Here is a 16,924-nt window from a genome sequence, read left to right on the forward strand (position 1 = left end):
TTCCCGGTCAGCGCGGAAAGACCTCGAAGTTGGGGGATTTCCCGCGCGACGGCGGGACCCGGTAGTGACGCAGGGTGAAGCCCATCATCTCGCGGAACGCCGGGGCGACGACCGCGCCGCCACCGCCCTCGGGGTTCCACACGAAGACCGCCACCACGTACCGGGGCGCCTCGGCGGGCGCCATCCCGATGAACGAGCCGACCTCGCCGGGTTGCTGCTTGCCGTCGACGTAGCGCAGCCCGGTGCCGGTCTTGCCGGCGATCCGGTAGCCGGGCACCGCGGCGGCCAGGCCGGTCGCGCCGTCGACCGTGGTCACCGCCTCCAGCAGGGTACGCAGCGCGGCCGCGTTGCCCGGGCTGAGCACCGAGCGGGTGACCGGGGCGGCGGAGGGGGTGCGTTTGCCGTCCGCCCCGACCACCTCCTTGATCAGGTGCGGCTGGACGTAGGTGCCGTCGTTGGCGATGGTGGCGTACGCGGCGGCCATCTGCAGCGGGGTGGCGTCGACGCTGTGCCCGATCGGCACCGACCCGTACGACGATCCGCTCCACTGGTCGGCCGGGAGCAGCCGCCCGGACGCCTCACCGGGCATCCCCTCGCCGGTGGGCTGCCCCAGCCCGAACCGCTTCTGGTAGTCGATCAGCCGGTCGGGGCCGAGCCGGTCGCCGATCTCGATGGTGCCGACGTTGGACGAGTAGGCCAGCATCCCGGCCACGCTGAGCTTCTTGCCGTCGGCGGGGTGGGTGTCGCGGAAGGTCACCCCGCCCCGGGTGACGGTGTTCGCGACCGGCCAGGCGCTGTCCGGCGTGATGATGCCCTCCTGCAGGGCCGCGCCGTAGGTGATCGCCTTGTGCACCGAGCCGGGGTCGACCACGAAGCTGGTGGCCGCGTCCTCCCGGTCGGTGGGCCGGCTCTGCTCCGGCGACGCCGCGTTGTAGGTCGGGTTGCTGGCCTGGGCCAGCACGTCGCCGGTCTTGGCGTCGAGCACCACCGCCGCGCCGATCGCGCCCCGGGTCTGCGCCATCTGCCGGCTGAGGATCTGCTGCACCTGGAACTGGAGGTCCCGGTCGATGGTGAGCACCAGCGAGCTGCCCGGTTTGGGGTCGGTGGTCTGGCTGTAGCCGCCGGGGATCGGCGCGTTGAGGTCACCGAGGCCGGCCTCGTAGACCCGTCGGCCGTCCTGCCCGCGCAGCACGTCGTCGTAGCGGGCCTCCAGGCCCTCCAGGCCGTCCATGTCCTGGCTGGTGAAGCCGACCAGGTTGGCGGCCAGGTCGCCGCCGGGCACCTCGCGGCGCTCGTCGCGGTGGGTGCCGATGCCGGCGAGGTCGAGGGCCTCGATCTGCTTGGCCCGCGCGATGTCGACGCCCCGGGCCAGGTAGCGGAACTGCAGGCCGCCCTGCCGCTTCATCTTCTCGGCCAGTTCGGAGACGGGGACGCCGAGCAGCGGGGAGAGCAGCTTCGCGGTCTCCGTGCGGTCCTTGACCATGGTGGGGTCGGCGAAGACGTACCGGGCCTCGACGCTGCGGGCCAACGGTGCGCCGGTGCGGTCCTGGATCGAGCCGCGCGGGGCCGGCAGGTCGATCCGGGTGAGCCGGTTGTCGACGCCGCCACCGGCGTACGCCGGGGTGTCCACGGCCTGCAGGACGACCAGCCGGATGCCGATCACGGCGAAGACCGCGAGCACCAGCATGGTGCCCAGCCGCAGCCGGCGTCGCGGCTCGGCGAGCTTCGGCGGGCGGCGCGGCTTGCGTACCGGTCGTCGCCCGGCGGGCCGGTCGGTGCGCCGGGGCGCCTCGGTCCGGCGCGGGGCGCCCCGGCCGGGGGTGTCGGTACGGCGGCCGGGACGGCGGCGGGGCGCGGGCGGCTCGGCGAACTCGTCGTCGTCGGGAGCGGCCCGGGGTGGCACGGTCCGGATGACGCCGGTGCGCCCGGTCGGGGCGGCCTCCCGCCGGCCGGCCCGGTTGGCGGCGGCCCGCCCGGCGGCGGCCCGGCCGCCGTCGAGCACCTGGAGCGCGGGGCGGAACGGGTCCCCGGACCGGCCGGCCCGGGGGGTACGTCGCTGTCCGCCCCGGTCCTCGCTGCTCTCCCGGATGGTCCGGCCCCGGGGGGTGTACGCCCGCGCGTCGGAGATCCCCCCGACGTCCCCGGCCCGGGGCTGCCCGGTGCGGGGTTCCCCGGCGCGGCCCTGTCCCCGGGCTTCGCCGGCGCGGGGTCCGGCGGCCGGGGGTTCCCCGCCGCGCTGCTCCGGGCTGCGTGGTTCCGGCGTCCGTGGCCCGCCGCCCCGGGTGGCCCCGCCACGAACCGATCCGCGCCGGGAGCCCGTGGGGTCCCGGCGCGGATCGTCGGATCTCGGTGGCACGGGCGTTACCCCCCGTTGCCCTGCTGGCTGGTGATCGCCGGCCGCCCGTCGGCCGGCTGCGGCACGCCGATCAGCCGACCGTCCGGCAGCCGGATGTACGCCGGCTCGCCCGCCTCGACCAGGCCCAGCTTGCGGGCCTCCGCGGTCAGGTTGCCCGGTTCCTTGGCCTCCTCGATCTCCTTCTCCAGCTGCTGCTGGTCGACGTCGAGGCGGGCCTGCTGCTGCTGGAGCTGCTGGAGCTTGAACGCGTTCTCGTTGATCTTGGTGTTGACCGCGAGGATGCCCAGCACCCCGCCGACCACCAGCACCACGATCAGCGCCGCGAACGGCGCCCGGGGCACCCGGACCGGCGGCGGCGGCGCCACCCGCAGCCGGGGCGACCCGGCGGCGGTGGTGGCGGTACGGGTGGCCGGCTGCTCCGCCGGCCGCAACGCGGCGCTGCCCTGGGTGGGGAACTCGCGCGCCCCCCGGCGCGCCTCCCCCGCTCGACCGGCGAGGTCCGCCGGCGTCGTGGTACGGGTCGAGCGCTGCGCCGTGGTCCGGCCCCCCGACCGCGGTGCGCGCTGCCCGACGACCGCGTCGCGGCCGTCACGCTTGTTGACGTTCATGTCCCCTCCCCCTGTTCGTCCGTCCTGCCGTCCCCCGGGGTCGACTCCAGGTCCACTGTGGAACCCCGCGTCGACCCCGTGCCCGGTTGGTGCATCGCCCTGACCCGTCGGCCGGACCGTTCGCGGTCGGTCCGCCCCTGCTGCCCGGTGGCCGGGTCGAGTCGCTCCGCCGCCCGCAGCCGCACGGATGCGGCCCGCGGGTTCGCGGCGACCTCGGCCTCCCCGGCGAGTTCGGCACCCCGGCTAAGCAGCCGGAACGTCGGACCCGACCCGGGGAGTTCCACCGGAAGGTCGACCGGGCCCTTACTGCGGACCCGGTCGGCGAGCGCCTGCTTGGTGAGCCGGTCCTCCAGCGAGTGGTAGGACAGGACCACCAGGCGACCGCCCACGTGGAGCTTGTCGAGGGCAGCCGGCAGCGCCGTCTCCAGCACCGCCAGTTCCCTGTTTACCTCGATGCGTAAAGCCTGAAACGTTCTCTTGGCCGGGTGTCCCCCGGTTCGTCGCGCTGGTGCCGGAATGCTCTCCCTGACCAGCTCCGCCAGCCGGGCCGAGGAGGTGATCCGACCCCGCTCCCGCTCCCGCAGGATCGCCGAGGCGATCCGGCCGGCGAACTTCTCCTCGCCGTAGACCCGCAGCACCCGGGCCAGCTCCGGGTGGGAGTAGCTGTTGACCACCTCTTCGGCGGTCACCCCCCGGGTCTGGTCCATCCGCATGTCCAGCGGCGCGTCCTGGGCGTAGGCGAACCCGCGGTCGGGCGCGTCGAGTTGCAGCGACGAGACACCCAGGTCGAACAGCACCGAGTCGACGCCCGGATAGCCCAGCCGGGCCACCACCTCGGGCAGCTCGTCGTAGACGGCGTGCTCCAGGTGGACCCGGTCGGCGAACCGGGCCAGCCGGACCCGGGCGTGCGCCAGGGCCTCGGTGTCCCGGTCCAGGCCGATCAGCACCGTGTGCGGATACCGTCGCAGCACCGCCTCGGCGTGGCCGGCCAACCCCAGCGTGGCATCGACGTGGACCGTACGGTCGCCCCGGTCCAGCGCGGGGGCCAGCAGCTCGAGACACCGCTCAAGCAGCACCGGCACGTGCGTGCCGCGTAGCTCCCCCATGTCGACCCCCACTGTGGAATACGTCTCGTCGTGTCGCGCTCTGCTCGTCGGACGACGCCGTGCCGTCGTACCGCCAGATCCCCATCCGCTCCCGCCCCGGCCCCGGGCCGGCGCCCGGGGTGGAGATCGTGCCCCTGGCACCGGGGAAGGGACGCCAGGAACTCGAAAGCGGCTGGAGATCTCGCAGTACGTCGGGCGTCGCCGCGCCCTACAGACCGCCGGGCAGCACCCCCTCCTCGATGTCGGCGAAGTCGTCTTCGCTGTCGGCGAGGTAGCTCTCCCAGGCCGTCCGGTCCCAGATCTCCACCCGGGTGGACGCCCCGATCACCACCAGGTCCCGGTCGAGCGCGGCGTAGGACCGCAGGTGGGGCGGGATGGTGACCCGGCCCTGCTTGTCGGGGACCTCGTCGTGCGCGCTGGCGAAGAAGACCCGGCTGTAGGCCCGGGCCGCCTTGTTCGTCATCGGCTGCGCGCGCAACTGGTCGGCGATCCGTTGGAACTCGGGCGTGGGGAAGACGTAGAGGCAGCGATCCTGCCCTTTGGTGATCACGACACCCCCCGCCAGCTCGTCCCGGAATTTGGCCGGAAGGATCAAACGGCCCTTTTCGTCCAGGCGCGGAGTGTGGGTGCCGAGAAACATCGGCCCAACCCCCTTGCCCTGAGCGGCGTTCGCGGCGCCGCTGACCCCCTGGGCCGGTGGGCCCTCCCGGCCTCACCATTGCGCCCCACTCTACTCCACTTCCCTCCACCTGCAACCAGAATCGCCGCCCCGGCGCGTCGTCGTCGCGGCTAAAACCGCACGTCAGAGCCGGTGGAGCGGAGTGGAGGGCCGCGCCGGGCCGGGGCCGCGTCCGCTACCCGACATAGATCGACTCCATCCGGTGGAGCGTCCGCCGACCGGACGCCCGGCCCGCCCCGACCGAACGGTTCGCCGTCGGCGGCGATCTGGCGGGCGCGGAGGTCCGGTAACCTCGCTCGCGTGACGGACGCGAAGATGCCCCTGCGGGCGAAGGTGGCCAGCTCCGTGTCGAGGACCGCCGCGGCGCTGTCGCGCGCCGCCGGCCGGGGCGACGGCTCGGTGATCGGCGGATGGATCGGGCTGAAGATCGACCCGGACCTGCTGGCCCACCTCTCGGCCGGACGCGCCATCGCGCTGATCTCCGGCACCAACGGCAAGACCACCACCACCCGGCTCAGCGCCGCCGCCGTCGGCGTGCTCGGCCGGGTCGCCACCAACTCGTTCGGCGCCAACATGCCCACCGGGCACACCTCGGCGCTGGCCAAGGCCGGCAGCACCCCGTACGCGGTGCTGGAGGTCGACGAGCACTACCTCGCGCAGGTGCTGGAGGCCACCGAGCCGCACGTGGTGGCCCTGCTCAACCTCTCCCGCGACCAGCTCGACCGGGCCAAGGAGGTCGCCATGATGGCGCAGCTCTGGCGCGCGGCGCTGGTCCGGCACACCGACGTGCGGGTGGTGGCCAACGCCGACGACCCGATGGTGGTCTGGGCGGCCACCCCGCCGGCCGACCCCGCGCAGGGCGTCCGCCCGCCGCACGTCACCTGGTTCAGCGCCGGCCAGCGCTGGCACGACGACTCCTGGGTCTGCCCGGAGTGCGGCTCCACCATCCAGCGTTCCGGCGAGCAGTGGTGGTGCACCGGCTGCCCGCTGCGCCGCCCCGACGCCCAGTGGACGGTGGAGGACGACGGCGTGCTCGACCCCACCGGGGCCTGGCACAAGGTGACCCTCCAGCTCCCCGGCAAGGTCAACCTCGGCAACGCGGCCACCGCGCTGGCCGTCGCCGCCGAGTTCGGGGTACGCCCCGTCGACGCGGTCTCCCGGCTGCACACGGTCACCTCGGTCGCCGGCCGGTACGCCCAGGTCGACCGGGACGGGCGCAACATCCGGCTGCTGCTGGCCAAGAACCCGGCCAGCTGGCTGGAGGCGTTCGACATGGCCGACGAGGCGCCCACCCTGCTCTCCATCAACGCCCGTGACCCCGACGGGCTGGACACCTCCTGGCTGTTCGACGTCGACTTCGCCCCGCTACGCGGCCGGCAGGTGCTGATCACCGGCGACCGCGCGTACGACCTGGCGGTCCGGCTCGACGTCAACGGGGTGCCGTTCCAGCACGTCCGGGCGTTCGGCGAGGCGGTCCGGGCGGTCCCGCCGGGCCGGCTGGAGGTCATCGCGAACTACACCGCCTTCCAGGACATCCGAGCGGAGTTGGACCGTGTCAACTGAGAGCCTGCGTATCGTCTGGATCTACCCCGACCTGCTCTCCACCTACGGCGACCGGGGCAACCTGCTGATCCTGGCCCGCCGGGCGCAGCAGCGCGGGATGCCGGTCGAGGTGCTGGAGGTCCGCTCCGACCAGCGGCTGCCCGCCACCGCCGACATCTACCTGCTCGGCGGCGGCGAGGACGGCCCGCAGGCGCTCGGCGCGCAGCGGCTGCTCGCCGACGGCGGCCTGCACCGGGCCGTCGCCCAGGGCTCGGTGGTCTTCGGCGTCTGCGCCGGCTACCAGCTCCTCGGCACCTCCTTCTTCGCCAAGGGCACCCGGTGCGCCGGGCTGGAGCTGCTCGACCTGTCCTCCGACCGGGGTCCGACCCGGGCGGTCGGCGAGCTGGCCGGCGAGATCGACCCGAGGCTGGGGGTGCCGCCGCTGTCCGGGTTCGAGAACCACGGCGGCCGGACCCACCTCGGCCCCGGCGTGTCGCCGCTGGCCCGGGTCAGTGCCGGGGTCGGCAACGACGGCGTCACCGAGGGCGCGTGGCGGGGCAAGCTGCTGGGCACGTATTCGCACGGGCCGGCGCTGGCCCGCAACCCCGCCCTGGCCGACCTGCTGCTGCGCTGGGCCACCGGCGCGCACCAGCTCCCGCCGCTGGACGACACCTGGGCCGAGCGGCTGCGCACCGAACGCCGTGCCGCCGTGGCCGCCGCCGCCCGCCCGTGATGTCCGCCGCCCGCCCGTGATCCCCGCCGTCCGGCGGCTGCTGCGCCAGCCGTCGGCACGTCGGTTCGCTCTGCTGCTGGTCATGCTGGCGGGGTTCGCGGCGCTGCTGCTGGTGACGCCCCAACCGGACGTCGCCGAGCTGCCCCGGCTGGCCGACCCGCTCGGCGGGTACGCCCCGGTCGCCGGGATCGTCGTCGGGGCCCTGCTGCTGGTGGCGCTGGTCCCGCGTACGTTCGTCACGCTGGTGGCGGGGGCGGTCTTCGGCCCGCTGGAGGGGGCGGCGTACGCGCTCGGCGCGGCGCTGCTGGCCGCCGCGCTCGGCTTCGCCGTCGGCCGGGTGCTGGGCCGGGAGTTCGTCGCCGAGCGGGTACGCGGCCGGCTGGCCCGGCTCGACGGCTGGTTCGCCCGGCAGAGCGTGCTCGGCGTGATCACCGTACGGATGCTGCCGATCGCCGGGTTCGGCCTGGTCAGCTACGGCTACGGCACCACCGGGGCGCGGGTGCTGCCGTTCCTGGTCGGCAGCGTGCTGGCCTCCGCCCCGACCGCCTTCGGCTATGCCGCGATCGGCGCGGCGGCCAGCTCCCCCGGCAGCATCAACTGGTACGCCGCCGCCCCGGCCAGCCTGGGGCTGATCGCCAGCGCGGTGCTGGCGTACCAGTGGTGGCGGGCGGAGCGCGCCCGCCGGGCCGTGGTCGCCGACCCACGCCCCTGACCGGGCGGAACCGGCCTGCCGATGCGCGGCGGCCCGGGACGGTCCCGCCGGAATGGTCGGGTCGGGTGAGCGGTATGCCTGAGAGTCATGAGTATGACGCTCAGGCATACCGCTCCACGTCGACAGTTGTCCCGGCCGCCGTCACCGTGCGCTACCGCGGCCCCCGGCCGCACGAGCCGCCCCGCACGGGCGGGTGGCACCGTCAGGCGACCACCGAGACCAGCCGGCCCGGCACCACGATGACCTTGCGCGGCTCCCTGCCGGCCAGCGCGGACGCGACCGCCTCCAGGGCCGCCGCCCGGACGGCCTCCTGCGCCGCGTCGGCGGGCACCTCGATCCGGCCCCGGACCTTGCCGTTGACCTGAACCGGGTAGGTGACCGTGTCGGCGACCAGCAGGGCCGGGTCGGCGGCCGGGAAGTCGGCGTACGCCAGCGAGGTGGCGTGGCCCAGCATCCGCCACAGCTCCTCGGCCACGTGCGGGGCGAACGGGGCCAGCATCAGCACCAGCGGCTCGGCCACCTCGCGCGGGGTCCGCTCCAGCCGGGTCACCGCGTTGGTCAGCTCGATCAGCTTGGCGATCGCGGTGTTGAACCGGATGCCCTCCATGTCGGCCCGGACCCCGTCGATCACCTTGTGCAGCAGCCGTCGGGTGGCCTCGTCGGCCGGCGCGTCGGTGACCCGGGGCGCGCCGGTCTGCTCGTCGACCACGGCCCGCCAGACCCGTTGCAGGAACCGGTACGACCCGACCACGGCGCGGGTCTCCCAGGGGCGGGACACCTCCAGCGGGCCCATCGACATCTCGTACACCCGGAAGGTGTCCGCGCCGTAGGCCGCGCACATGTCGTCGGGGGTGACCACGTTGCGCAGCGACTTGCCCATCTTGCCGTACTCGCGGGTCACCTCGTGCTCGCCGTGGAACCAGCGGCCGTCGACCTCGACGACCTCCTCGGCCGGCACCGGCGTGCCCCGGGAGTCGCGGAACGCGTACGCCTGGATCATGCCCTGGTTGAACAGCTTGCGGAACGGCTCGAACGACGACACGTGGCCCAGGTCGTACAGCACCTTGTGCCAGAACCGGGCGTACAGCAGGTGCAGCACGGCGTGCTCGGCGCCGCCGACGTACAGGTCGGTGCCCCCGCAGTCGCCGTCGGCGCGCGGGCCCATCCAGTACGCCTCGTTCTCCGGGTCGACGAACCGCCCGGAGTTGGTCGGGTCCAGGTAGCGCAGCTCGTACCAGCAGGAGCCCGCCCACTGGGGCATCACGTTGGTCTCCCGGGTGTACCGCTTGGGCCCGTCACCCAGGTCCAGCTCCACCTCCACCCAGTCGCGCCGCCGCGACAGCGGGGTCTCCGGGTTGCTCGCGGCGTCGTCCGGGTCGAACGTCTTGGGCGAGAAGTCGTCCACCTCGGGCAGTTCGACCGGCAGCATCTCCTCGGGCAGCGCGACCGCCGCGCCGGTGGAGTCGTAGACGATCGGGAACGGCTCGCCCCAGTAGCGCTGCCGGGAGAACAGCCAGTCCCGCAACCGCCAGGTGACCGCGCCGACGCCGTGGCCGTTGGCCTCCAGCCAGGCGATGATCGCCGCCTTGGCGTCGGCCACCCCCAGCCCGTTCAGGTCCAGGCCGCGCTCGGGCGCGGCGCTGTTGATCGCCGGCCCGTCCCCGGTGTACGCCTGACCGTCGAACCCGTCGGCCGGCTGCACGGTACGCACGATCGGCAGGTCGAAGACCTCGGCGAAGGCCCAGTCCCGCTCGTCCTGGGCGGGCACCGCCATGATCGCGCCGGTGCCGTAGCCGGCCAGCACGTAGTCGGCGATGAAGATCGGGATCTGCCCGCCGGTGACCGGATGGGTGGCGTACGCGCCGACGAAGACGCCGGTCTTCTCCTTCGTGTCGGCCTGCCGCTCCACGTCGGTCTTGGCCGCCGCCGCCTTCCGGTACGCCTCGACGGCCTCCCGGGGGCCGGTGTGCCCACCGGTCCAGGCGTCCCGCGTCCCGGCCGGCCAGGTGGCCGGGGTCAGCGCGTCGACCAGCTCGTGCTCGGGGGCCAGCACCAGGTAGGTGGCCCCGAAGATGGTGTCCGGCCGGGTGGTGAACACCCTGATGCGGGCTTCGCCCGCGACACCGGAACCGGTGGGCCCGGTCGCGAAGTCGATGTGCGCGCCGGTGGACCGGCCGATCCAGTTGCGCTGTTGCAGCTTGATCGACTCGGGCCAGTCCAGGGTGTCCAGATCGTCCAGCAGCCGGTCACCGTACGCGGTGATCCGCATCATCCACTGCTTCAGGTTGCGCTTGAACACCGGGAAGTTGCCCCGGTCGGAGCGGCCGTCCGGGGTGACCTCCTCGTTGGCCAGCACGGTGCCCAGCCCCGGGCACCAGTTGACCGGCGCCTCCGAGACGTACGCCAGCCGGTGGTCGTCGACGATCCGCCGCTGCTCGGCCGGGCTCAGCTCGGCCCAGGCCCGGCCGTCGGGGGTGGGCCGGTCACCGGCGGCGAACTCGGCGGTCAGCTCGGCGACCGGCCGGGCCCTACGGGCGTCGGCGTCGTACCAGGAGTTGTAGACCTGCAGGAAGATCCACTGGGTCCACCGGTAGAAGTCGGTGTCGATGGTGGCCACCGAGCGCCGCTCGTCGTGGGCCAGCCCCAGCCGGCGCAGCTGCGCCTTGTACCGCTCGATGTTGGCCACCGTGGTCGTCCGGGGGTGGGTGCCGGTCTGCACCGCGTACTGCTCGGCGGGCAGGCCGAACGCGTCGAAGCCCATCGCGTGCAGCACGTTGCGCCCGGCCATCCGCTGGTAGCGGGCGAAGCAGTCGGTGCCGATGTAGCCCAGCGGGTGCCCGACGTGCAGCCCCGCCCCGGACGGGTACGGGAACATGTCCAGCACGTACAGCTTCTCCGCGCCCGCCCGGGGGTGACCCGGGTCGGCCAGCGGGCCGGTCGGGTTCGGCGCGTGGAAGGTGCCCTCCCGCTCCCAGGTGTCCTGCCACCGACGCTCGATCTCGTCGGCCATGGCCGCGGTGTACCGGTACGGGGGGATGTCGCCCGCCGGTGCGGCTGCCTCACTCATGCCTTCTCCTTGGCGGTCGTCGCGGTCATGTCGCACTGACGCGATCGTCGGGGACCGGTGCCCTCGGGCGGGACCGGCGCGGTCGGGTCGGGTCGGGTCGGGGAGACCCTGCCGCGGGCACGAAAAAGCCCCTCGCACAGGAGGGGCCGCCGTGCTGTCGCGCGTCAGCGCATCAGCACGGCCCGGTAAGAAGCAGGAAGACTCCGGCCATGTCCGGGAGTGTACCCCGTGGCGTCGGTCGACCGCCCGGCACATCCACCGCGTGACCGTCACCTTCCGTGGTCGCCCGGCCGCGTCCGGTCCCCCGACCTGACGAATATCCGCTGCGTGACCGGCCGACTTCCGGCAGGGTTCGGCGTTCACCGTAAACATGGTTAGCCTGAGAGACCAGTGCGATTCCTGCGGCAGACGAGGCTTCCCGTTGCGAACCGAACGACGGGTCCAGGTGCTCTTTACCGAGCTGCCGTCGCGACGAGGAGAAGGCCCGTGACACAACAGACCTGGGACGAGGTGGGCGGCGTGCTGCCGCACGACGAGTTCCGCGCCGCCAGCGAGGCCATCGTGGCCAACATCGAGCAGGTCATCGAGGGCAAGACAGCGACCGTCCGGCTCGCCCTGGCCGTCCTGCTGGCCGAGGGGCACCTGCTGATCGAGGACGTCCCGGGAGTCGGCAAGACCAAGCTGGCCAAGGCGCTCGCCCGGTCCATCGACTGTTCGGTGCGGCGCATCCAGTTCACCCCCGACCTGCTGCCCAGCGACGTCACCGGGGTCAGCGTCTACAACCAGGAGACGCACGACTTCGAGTTCCGCCCCGGTGCGGTCTTCGCCAACCTGGTGGTCGGCGACGAGATCAACCGGGCCTCCCCGAAGACCCAGTCCGCGCTGCTGGAGTGCATGGAGGAACGGCAGGTCACCGTCGACGGCGTCACCTACCAGCTCCAGACCCCGTTCATGGTGATCGCCACCCAGAACCCGATCGAGATGGAGGGGACGTACCCCCTGCCGGAGGCGCAGCGCGACCGGTTCACCGCCCGGATCGCGATGGGCTACCCCGGCCCGGACGCCGAGCTGGCCATGCTGGACGGGCACGGCGCCGCCGACCCGCTCCAGGAGCTGCGCCCGGTCTCCGACGCCGACACGGTACGCCGCCTGATCGCCACCGTCCGCAACGTGCACGTCGCCGACGCCGTCAAGCAGTACGCCGTCGACCTGGTCACCGCCACCCGGGAGGCCCCCGACCTGCGGTTGGGCGCGTCCCCCCGGGCCACCCTCCAGCTGCTGCGCACCGCCCGCGCGGTGGCCGCCCTGGAGGGCCGCGACTACGTGCTCCCCGACGACCTCCAGGCGCTCGCGGTGCCGGTGCTGGCCCACCGGATCATCCCCACGGCCGACGCCCAGCTGGCCCGCCGCACCACCGACGCGATCGTCGCCGAGCTGGTGCACCGGCTGGCCCTGCCGCCGGACCGCAAGCGCCCCACCGGGTACGACACGCCCCGCCCCGCCGCCGGCAACGGCCGCCCGCCGTTCGAGCCGCGGAGGCCGTGACGTGCGGGACGGGCTGCGCGGCCTGACCACCCGGGGCCGTTCGTTCCTGGCGGCAGCCATCGCCGCCGCGATCTCGGCCGGCATCCTCGGCGAACGGGACCTGCTCCGGGTGGCGGTGCTGCTCGCCGTCCTGCCGCTGCTCGCCGCGCTCTACGTCGGCCGGACCCGGTACAAGCTGGCCTGCAACCGCTCGCTGGACCCGCACCGGGTGCCGGTCGGGGCCAGCTCCCGGGTGGTGCTGCGGTTGCAGAACATGTCCCGGCTGCCCACCGGCACCCTGCTGCTGGAGGACCGGCTGCCGTACGCGCTGGGCAGCCGGCCCCGGGTGGTGCTGGAACGGCTCGGCGCGCACCAGGCCAGCTCGGTGGCGTACACGGTCCGCGCCGACGTGCGCGGCCGGTACGAGGTGGGTCCGCTGGTGATCCGGATGACCGACCCGTTCGGGTTGTGCGAGCTGAGCCGGGCGTTCCCCAGCACCGAACAGCTCACCGTGATCCCGCAGGTCACCCCGCTGCCCTCGGTACGGCTGCCCGGCGAGTACGCCGGCAGCGGCGACAGCCGGGCCCGGTCGGTGGCGGTGCACGGCGAGGACGACGCCGCCACCCGGGAGTACCGGATGGGCGACGACCTGCGCCGGGTGCACTGGAAGTCGACCGCCCGCACCGGTGAGCTGATGGTGCGCCGCGAGGAGCAGCCTTGGGAGAGCCGGGCCACGGTGCTGCTGGACACCCGGGCGCACGGGCACCGGGGCGAAGGCCCGACGGCCAGTTTCGAGTGGGCGGTCTCCGCCGCCGCCAGCATCGCCGTGCACCTGCGCCAGGCCGGCTACAAGCTGCGCCTGGTCACCGGGGACGGGGTCGACGTCGACGCCAGCGAGGCCACCGGGGACGGCCTGCTCCTCGACCACCTCGCCGACGTCCGGCTCGACCAGCGTGGCGACGTGGCGACGCTGGTGCAGCGGGTCCGGCAGCGCGCCGACGGGGGCCTGATCATCGCGCTGTTCGGGTCGCTGACCACCAGCGAGGCGGAACTGCTCGGCGGGCTGCGCGGCAACGGGGCGACCTGTGTCGGTTTCGTGCTGCACAGCTCCACCTGGCTCAGCCTGCCCGAGCGGGCCCGGTTCGAGTCCGAACAGGCCCACGCCGCCGCCGCGCTGTCCCTGTTGCAGGGCGGCTGGCGGGTCATCGGGGTCGACCACGACGGCCAACTGCCGGCGCTCTGGCCGCAGGCCGGGCGCGGGTCGCAGGGTTTCGCGCTGCGTGCGGCGCTCGCCGAGACGGTCGCCGGGGCCGTCCGGTGAGCCGTCGGCCGGCGGCGCACCGGCACCGTCCCCCCGGCCGCCGCACCGCCGACAGGCGTACCGCCGTCGCCGGCCGCCGTGCGGCCGGCCCCGCCACCGACGCCCGACGACAGAGAGGGTGACGTCGTGATCGCGTCCCGGAACATCGGCTTCGTGGCCGCCACGGCGACCCTGCTCGCCGCGGCCCCGCTGTCGTCGATCTTCCAACAGTGGACCTGGCTGATCCAGTCGGCCATCGCGGTCGCCGTGGTGGCCGGCGCGGCGGCGCTCACCCGGCTGGTCCGGGCCCCGCTGTGGGGTCAGGTGCTGGGCATGCTCGCCGGTCTGCTGCTCGCCCTGACCTGGCTCTTCCCGGGCGGTGGCGAGCTGGTCGCCTTCCTGCCCACCCCGGGGACGCTGGCCCACTTCGGTGAGCTGGCGCAGGGCTCGTTGCAGGACATGCGCTCCTACGGGGTGAAGGTGCCGGACACCACCCCGCTGCTGTTCATCAGCGTGCTCGGGGTGGGCTCGGTGGCGATCGTGGTCGACGTGCTCGCCGTCGGGCTGCGCCGTCCGGCCCTGGCCGGGCTGCCCATGCTGGCCATCTACTCGGTGCCGGTCGCGGTCTACGTGGACAGCGTCCCCGCGCTGCCGTTCGTGGTCGGCGCCGCCGGCTACCTCTGGCTGCTGGTGACCGACAACGTCGACCGGGTTCGCCGGTTCGGTCGCCGGTTCACCGGCGAGGGCCGCGACGTGGACGTCTGGGAGTCCTCCCCGCTGGCCGCCGCCGGTCGCCGGCTGGCGGTGGTCGGGGTGGTGCTGGCCGTGGTGCTGCCGCTGGCCGTGCCCGGGATGAGCGGCGGGCTGCTGGACCAGTTCAACACCGCCGGCAACGGCACCGGCAACGGACGCCTCGGGCAGGGCGGCGGGCCCGGCCGGATCGACCTCTTCGCAGCACTCAGCGGGCAGCTCAACCAGTCCGAGGTGGCCGACATGGTCACCGTCACCACCACCGAGCAGAACCCGTTCTACCTGCGCTTCGGTGTCGCCGACGAGCTGCGCCCGGACGGCTTCCGGGTGCGCCCGCCCAACGGCCGGCCGGTGAACCGGGAACTGCCCGACCCGGCCGACCGGGCCCAGGCGGGGGTGGAGCAGCAGACCTACCGGGCGACCGTGGAGGTGAACCGGTCACTGAACATGCCCTTCGTGCCGGTCTACACCGACCCGGTGAGCTTCGACGGGCTCAACGGCAACTGGTCGTACGACCAGAACCTCGGGGTGGTCTTCTCCAACCGGGACAACTCCCGGGGCAAGCGCTACTCCTTCGAGTACGTACGCTCGACGTACACCCCGGCGGCGCTGCGGCGGGCCCGCCCGCTGCCGGCCGAGCACCCGATCCGGCTGCAACAGACCCGCACCCCGGAGGTCCGCGAGGTCAGCCTGCTGGTCAACCGGCTGGTGGAGGGGAAGTCCACCGACTACGACCGGGTCCGGGCGCTCTACGACTACTTCTCCCGGGAGAACGGCTTCAGCTACTCGCTGAGCACCAAGGGCGGCACCAGCGGCCAGGAGATCGTCGACTTCCTCACCAACAAGGTCGGCTACTGCCAGCAGTACGCGGCGGCGCTGGCCTGGCTGGTGCGGGAGGCGGGCATCCCGGCCCGGGTGGCGTTCGGCTTCACCAACGGCAGCAGCGTCGACGGGGACACCGCCGTCCTGACCAACCGCAACCTGCACGCCTGGACGGAGGTCTACTTCGACCGGTTCGGCTGGGTGCCGTTCGACGCCACCCCGGCGTACGGCGTCCAGGGGTCGACCCGGTCGGCGTGGGCGCCGGACTCCGACGCCCCGGACCCGGAACCGTCGGACACGGCCGCGCCCGCCGCGCCGGAGGACCCGGGCGCCACGACCGGGCCGCAGCGCGACGAGGCCGCCGACAAGGACACCGACGCCGGGTTCGACCCGACCACCGGCGCCCCCGTCGAGCAGGCCCCGAGCTGGCCCTGGTGGACGGTGGGGGCGCTGCTCGCGTTGTCGGTGCTGCTGGCGCTGCCGGCGCTGCGGCGGCGCGCGCTGCGCCGGCAGCGGCACCGTCGGCCCGCCCCGGTGGCGGCCGGCGTGGCCCCCGACGACGGGGCGGGCGCGAGCATCCCGATGACGGTGCTGGGAGCGGACGCCGAGCGGGCCCGCGCGGACGCCCACGCCGCCTGGGACGAGCTGCTGGACACCCTGGTCGACTACCGGATCAGCATCGACCGGACGGAGACGCCCCGGGCAACCGCCGAGCGGCTGGCCCGGGAGGCGGTCGGCGAGGATGCCGGCCCCGCCACGGCGGTACGGCTGCTCGGCCGGGCCGAGGAACGCGCCCGGTACGCCCGGGACCCGCTCACCGGCGAGCCCCTGCACCCGGCGCTGCGGACGGTACGCGACACCCTCGCCGCGCGGGCGGACCGGCGTACCCGGCTGCTCGCCGCCGTGCTGCCGCCGTCGGTGCTGCTGCGCTGGCGTACCTCGCTCGGCGACAGCTCGGCGCGGCTGGTGACGGCCTCCGGGCGGCTGCGTCGCCTGCTGCTGCGCTGGAACCCCCGCCGCCTGCTGGCCACCCGCCGCGTCTGAGTGCTCGGCCCGCCCGCCGGGGGTGCTCGTGGGGCGAGGTGGCGGTATCAGCCCGTCCTGGATACCGCCACCTCGCCCCACAGCAGTGGGATCAAGGGCGGCGGACGAGTCGGTCGGGCTGGTGGGCAGGGCGCGGGCATGGTGATGCGACGGAGGTGGCCGGACTACGTCCGGCACCTACCGTCGTCGGTGTCGCCCGCCCACCTCAGGGGTGGACGGGGTTCAACGATGTCCCTCCGGGCGCTGCCGCCACCGGTCCTCCATGCGGTCCAGCAACGACGGCCGTCGGCCGCCGCGGCCACGCGGGCGACGACGACTCGTCGTGCCGCCCACCACGTGCAGGTCAGGTGACTGCCCCCGCCGGTGCGACTGCACCGCATAGCCCAGCGCGGCCAGCATGACGACGAACCCCGCCACTGCCAGTGGCGGCGTCTTGATCACCGCGCCGTAGACCAACAGGGCCAGGCCGACGACCACCACGCCGGCAGCGACGAGCAGGCGACGCCGCGTGTGGAAACGCGGGTCGCTGGCGCGCACGGCCGAGGCGAATTTGGGGTCCTCGGCAAGCGACCGCTCGATCTGCTCGAACAGCCGCTGCTCGTGCTCCGAGAGCGGCACGGCACTCCTCCCCGGTCACGTTGGTCGGCCCGGTCGGGCCGACAGACCGTGGCAGCCAACCGG

The 16,924-nt window shown here is 74.1% G+C and carries 12 protein-coding genes; 6 read left to right on the forward strand and 6 right to left on the reverse strand.

Annotated elements, in window-relative coordinates; translation table 11 throughout:
* Positions 1 to 7: 7 nt before the first annotated feature.
* The 4 genes from FJK98_RS23800 to mraZ form a co-directional block, all read right to left on the reverse strand.
* Entirely contained in the window at positions 8 to 2,356 is a 2,349-nt protein-coding gene (locus FJK98_RS23800; protein WP_145920984.1) for a penicillin-binding protein 2, read from the reverse strand.
* Between the two features lie 5 nt (positions 2,357 to 2,361).
* Entirely contained in the window at positions 2,362 to 2,964 is a 603-nt protein-coding gene (locus FJK98_RS23805; RefSeq protein WP_145920985.1) for a hypothetical protein, read from the reverse strand.
* Positions 2,961 to 4,070, reverse strand: coding sequence for a 16S rRNA (cytosine(1402)-N(4))-methyltransferase RsmH (gene rsmH / locus FJK98_RS23810; protein WP_145920986.1), 1,110 nt, complete (start codon positions 4,068 to 4,070; stop codon positions 2,961 to 2,963). The genes FJK98_RS23805 and rsmH overlap by 4 nt, the downstream gene beginning before the upstream one ends.
* Before the next feature lie 208 nt (positions 4,071 to 4,278).
* On the reverse strand, positions 4,279 to 4,710 hold the full coding sequence (mraZ, locus tag FJK98_RS23815) for a division/cell wall cluster transcriptional repressor MraZ (RefSeq protein ID WP_145920987.1): 432 nt from the start codon (positions 4,708 to 4,710) through the stop codon (positions 4,279 to 4,281).
* A 354-nt stretch (positions 4,711 to 5,064) separates the two neighbouring features.
* Between mraZ and FJK98_RS23820 the strand changes: the two genes are divergently transcribed.
* Genes FJK98_RS23820 through FJK98_RS23830 form a run of 3 tightly spaced genes read left to right on the forward strand, consistent with a single transcriptional unit; the run spans position 5,065 to position 7,736 of the window.
* Complete coding sequence (locus FJK98_RS23820; protein ID WP_145922959.1) at positions 5,065 to 6,312, forward strand: MurT ligase domain-containing protein; 1,248 nt, start codon at positions 5,065 to 5,067, stop codon at positions 6,310 to 6,312.
* Positions 6,302 to 7,024: a type 1 glutamine amidotransferase gene (locus tag FJK98_RS23825; RefSeq protein WP_145920988.1), complete on the forward strand. Its 723-nt coding sequence runs from the start codon at positions 6,302 to 6,304 to the stop codon at positions 7,022 to 7,024. The genes FJK98_RS23820 and FJK98_RS23825 overlap by 11 nt, the downstream gene beginning before the upstream one ends.
* A 16-nt stretch (positions 7,025 to 7,040) precedes the next feature.
* On the forward strand, positions 7,041 to 7,736 hold the full coding sequence (locus tag FJK98_RS23830; RefSeq protein ID WP_240762302.1) for a TVP38/TMEM64 family protein: 696 nt from the start codon (positions 7,041 to 7,043) through the stop codon (positions 7,734 to 7,736).
* Between the two features lie 202 nt (positions 7,737 to 7,938).
* Here the strand turns inward: FJK98_RS23830 and leuS are convergent, their stop codons facing one another.
* Positions 7,939 to 10,803, reverse strand: coding sequence for a leucine--tRNA ligase (gene leuS, locus FJK98_RS23835; RefSeq protein ID WP_145920989.1), 2,865 nt, complete (start codon positions 10,801 to 10,803; stop codon positions 7,939 to 7,941).
* A gap of 486 nt (positions 10,804 to 11,289) precedes the next feature.
* Here leuS and FJK98_RS23840 point away from each other — a divergent pair, with 486 nt between their 5' ends.
* From FJK98_RS23840 to FJK98_RS23850, 3 genes are all read left to right on the forward strand, one after another.
* The gene (locus FJK98_RS23840; RefSeq protein ID WP_088643029.1) at positions 11,290 to 12,348 is read left to right on the forward strand and encodes a MoxR family ATPase; all 1,059 of its coding nucleotides are present in this window, start codon (positions 11,290 to 11,292) and stop codon (positions 12,346 to 12,348) included.
* Position 12,349: 1 nt separating this feature from the next.
* Positions 12,350 to 13,648, forward strand: coding sequence for a DUF58 domain-containing protein (locus FJK98_RS23845; RefSeq protein WP_145920990.1), 1,299 nt, complete (start codon positions 12,350 to 12,352; stop codon positions 13,646 to 13,648).
* A gap of 126 nt (positions 13,649 to 13,774) precedes the next feature.
* Positions 13,775 to 16,243: a DUF3488 and transglutaminase-like domain-containing protein gene (locus tag FJK98_RS23850; protein ID WP_145920991.1), complete on the forward strand. Its 2,469-nt coding sequence runs from the start codon at positions 13,775 to 13,777 to the stop codon at positions 16,241 to 16,243.
* A 222-nt stretch (positions 16,244 to 16,465) separates the two neighbouring features.
* Here the strand turns inward: FJK98_RS23850 and FJK98_RS23855 are convergent, their stop codons facing one another.
* Positions 16,466 to 16,861 (reverse strand): DUF3040 domain-containing protein, encoded by a 396-nt coding sequence (locus FJK98_RS23855; protein WP_088643026.1) that lies wholly within the window; start codon positions 16,859 to 16,861, stop codon positions 16,466 to 16,468.
* Between the last annotated feature and the right edge of the window lie 63 nt (positions 16,862 to 16,924).

Source organism: Micromonospora sp. HM134 (assembly GCF_007833915.1).
Taxonomy (GTDB): domain Bacteria; phylum Actinomycetota; class Actinomycetes; order Mycobacteriales; family Micromonosporaceae; genus Micromonospora; species Micromonospora wenchangensis.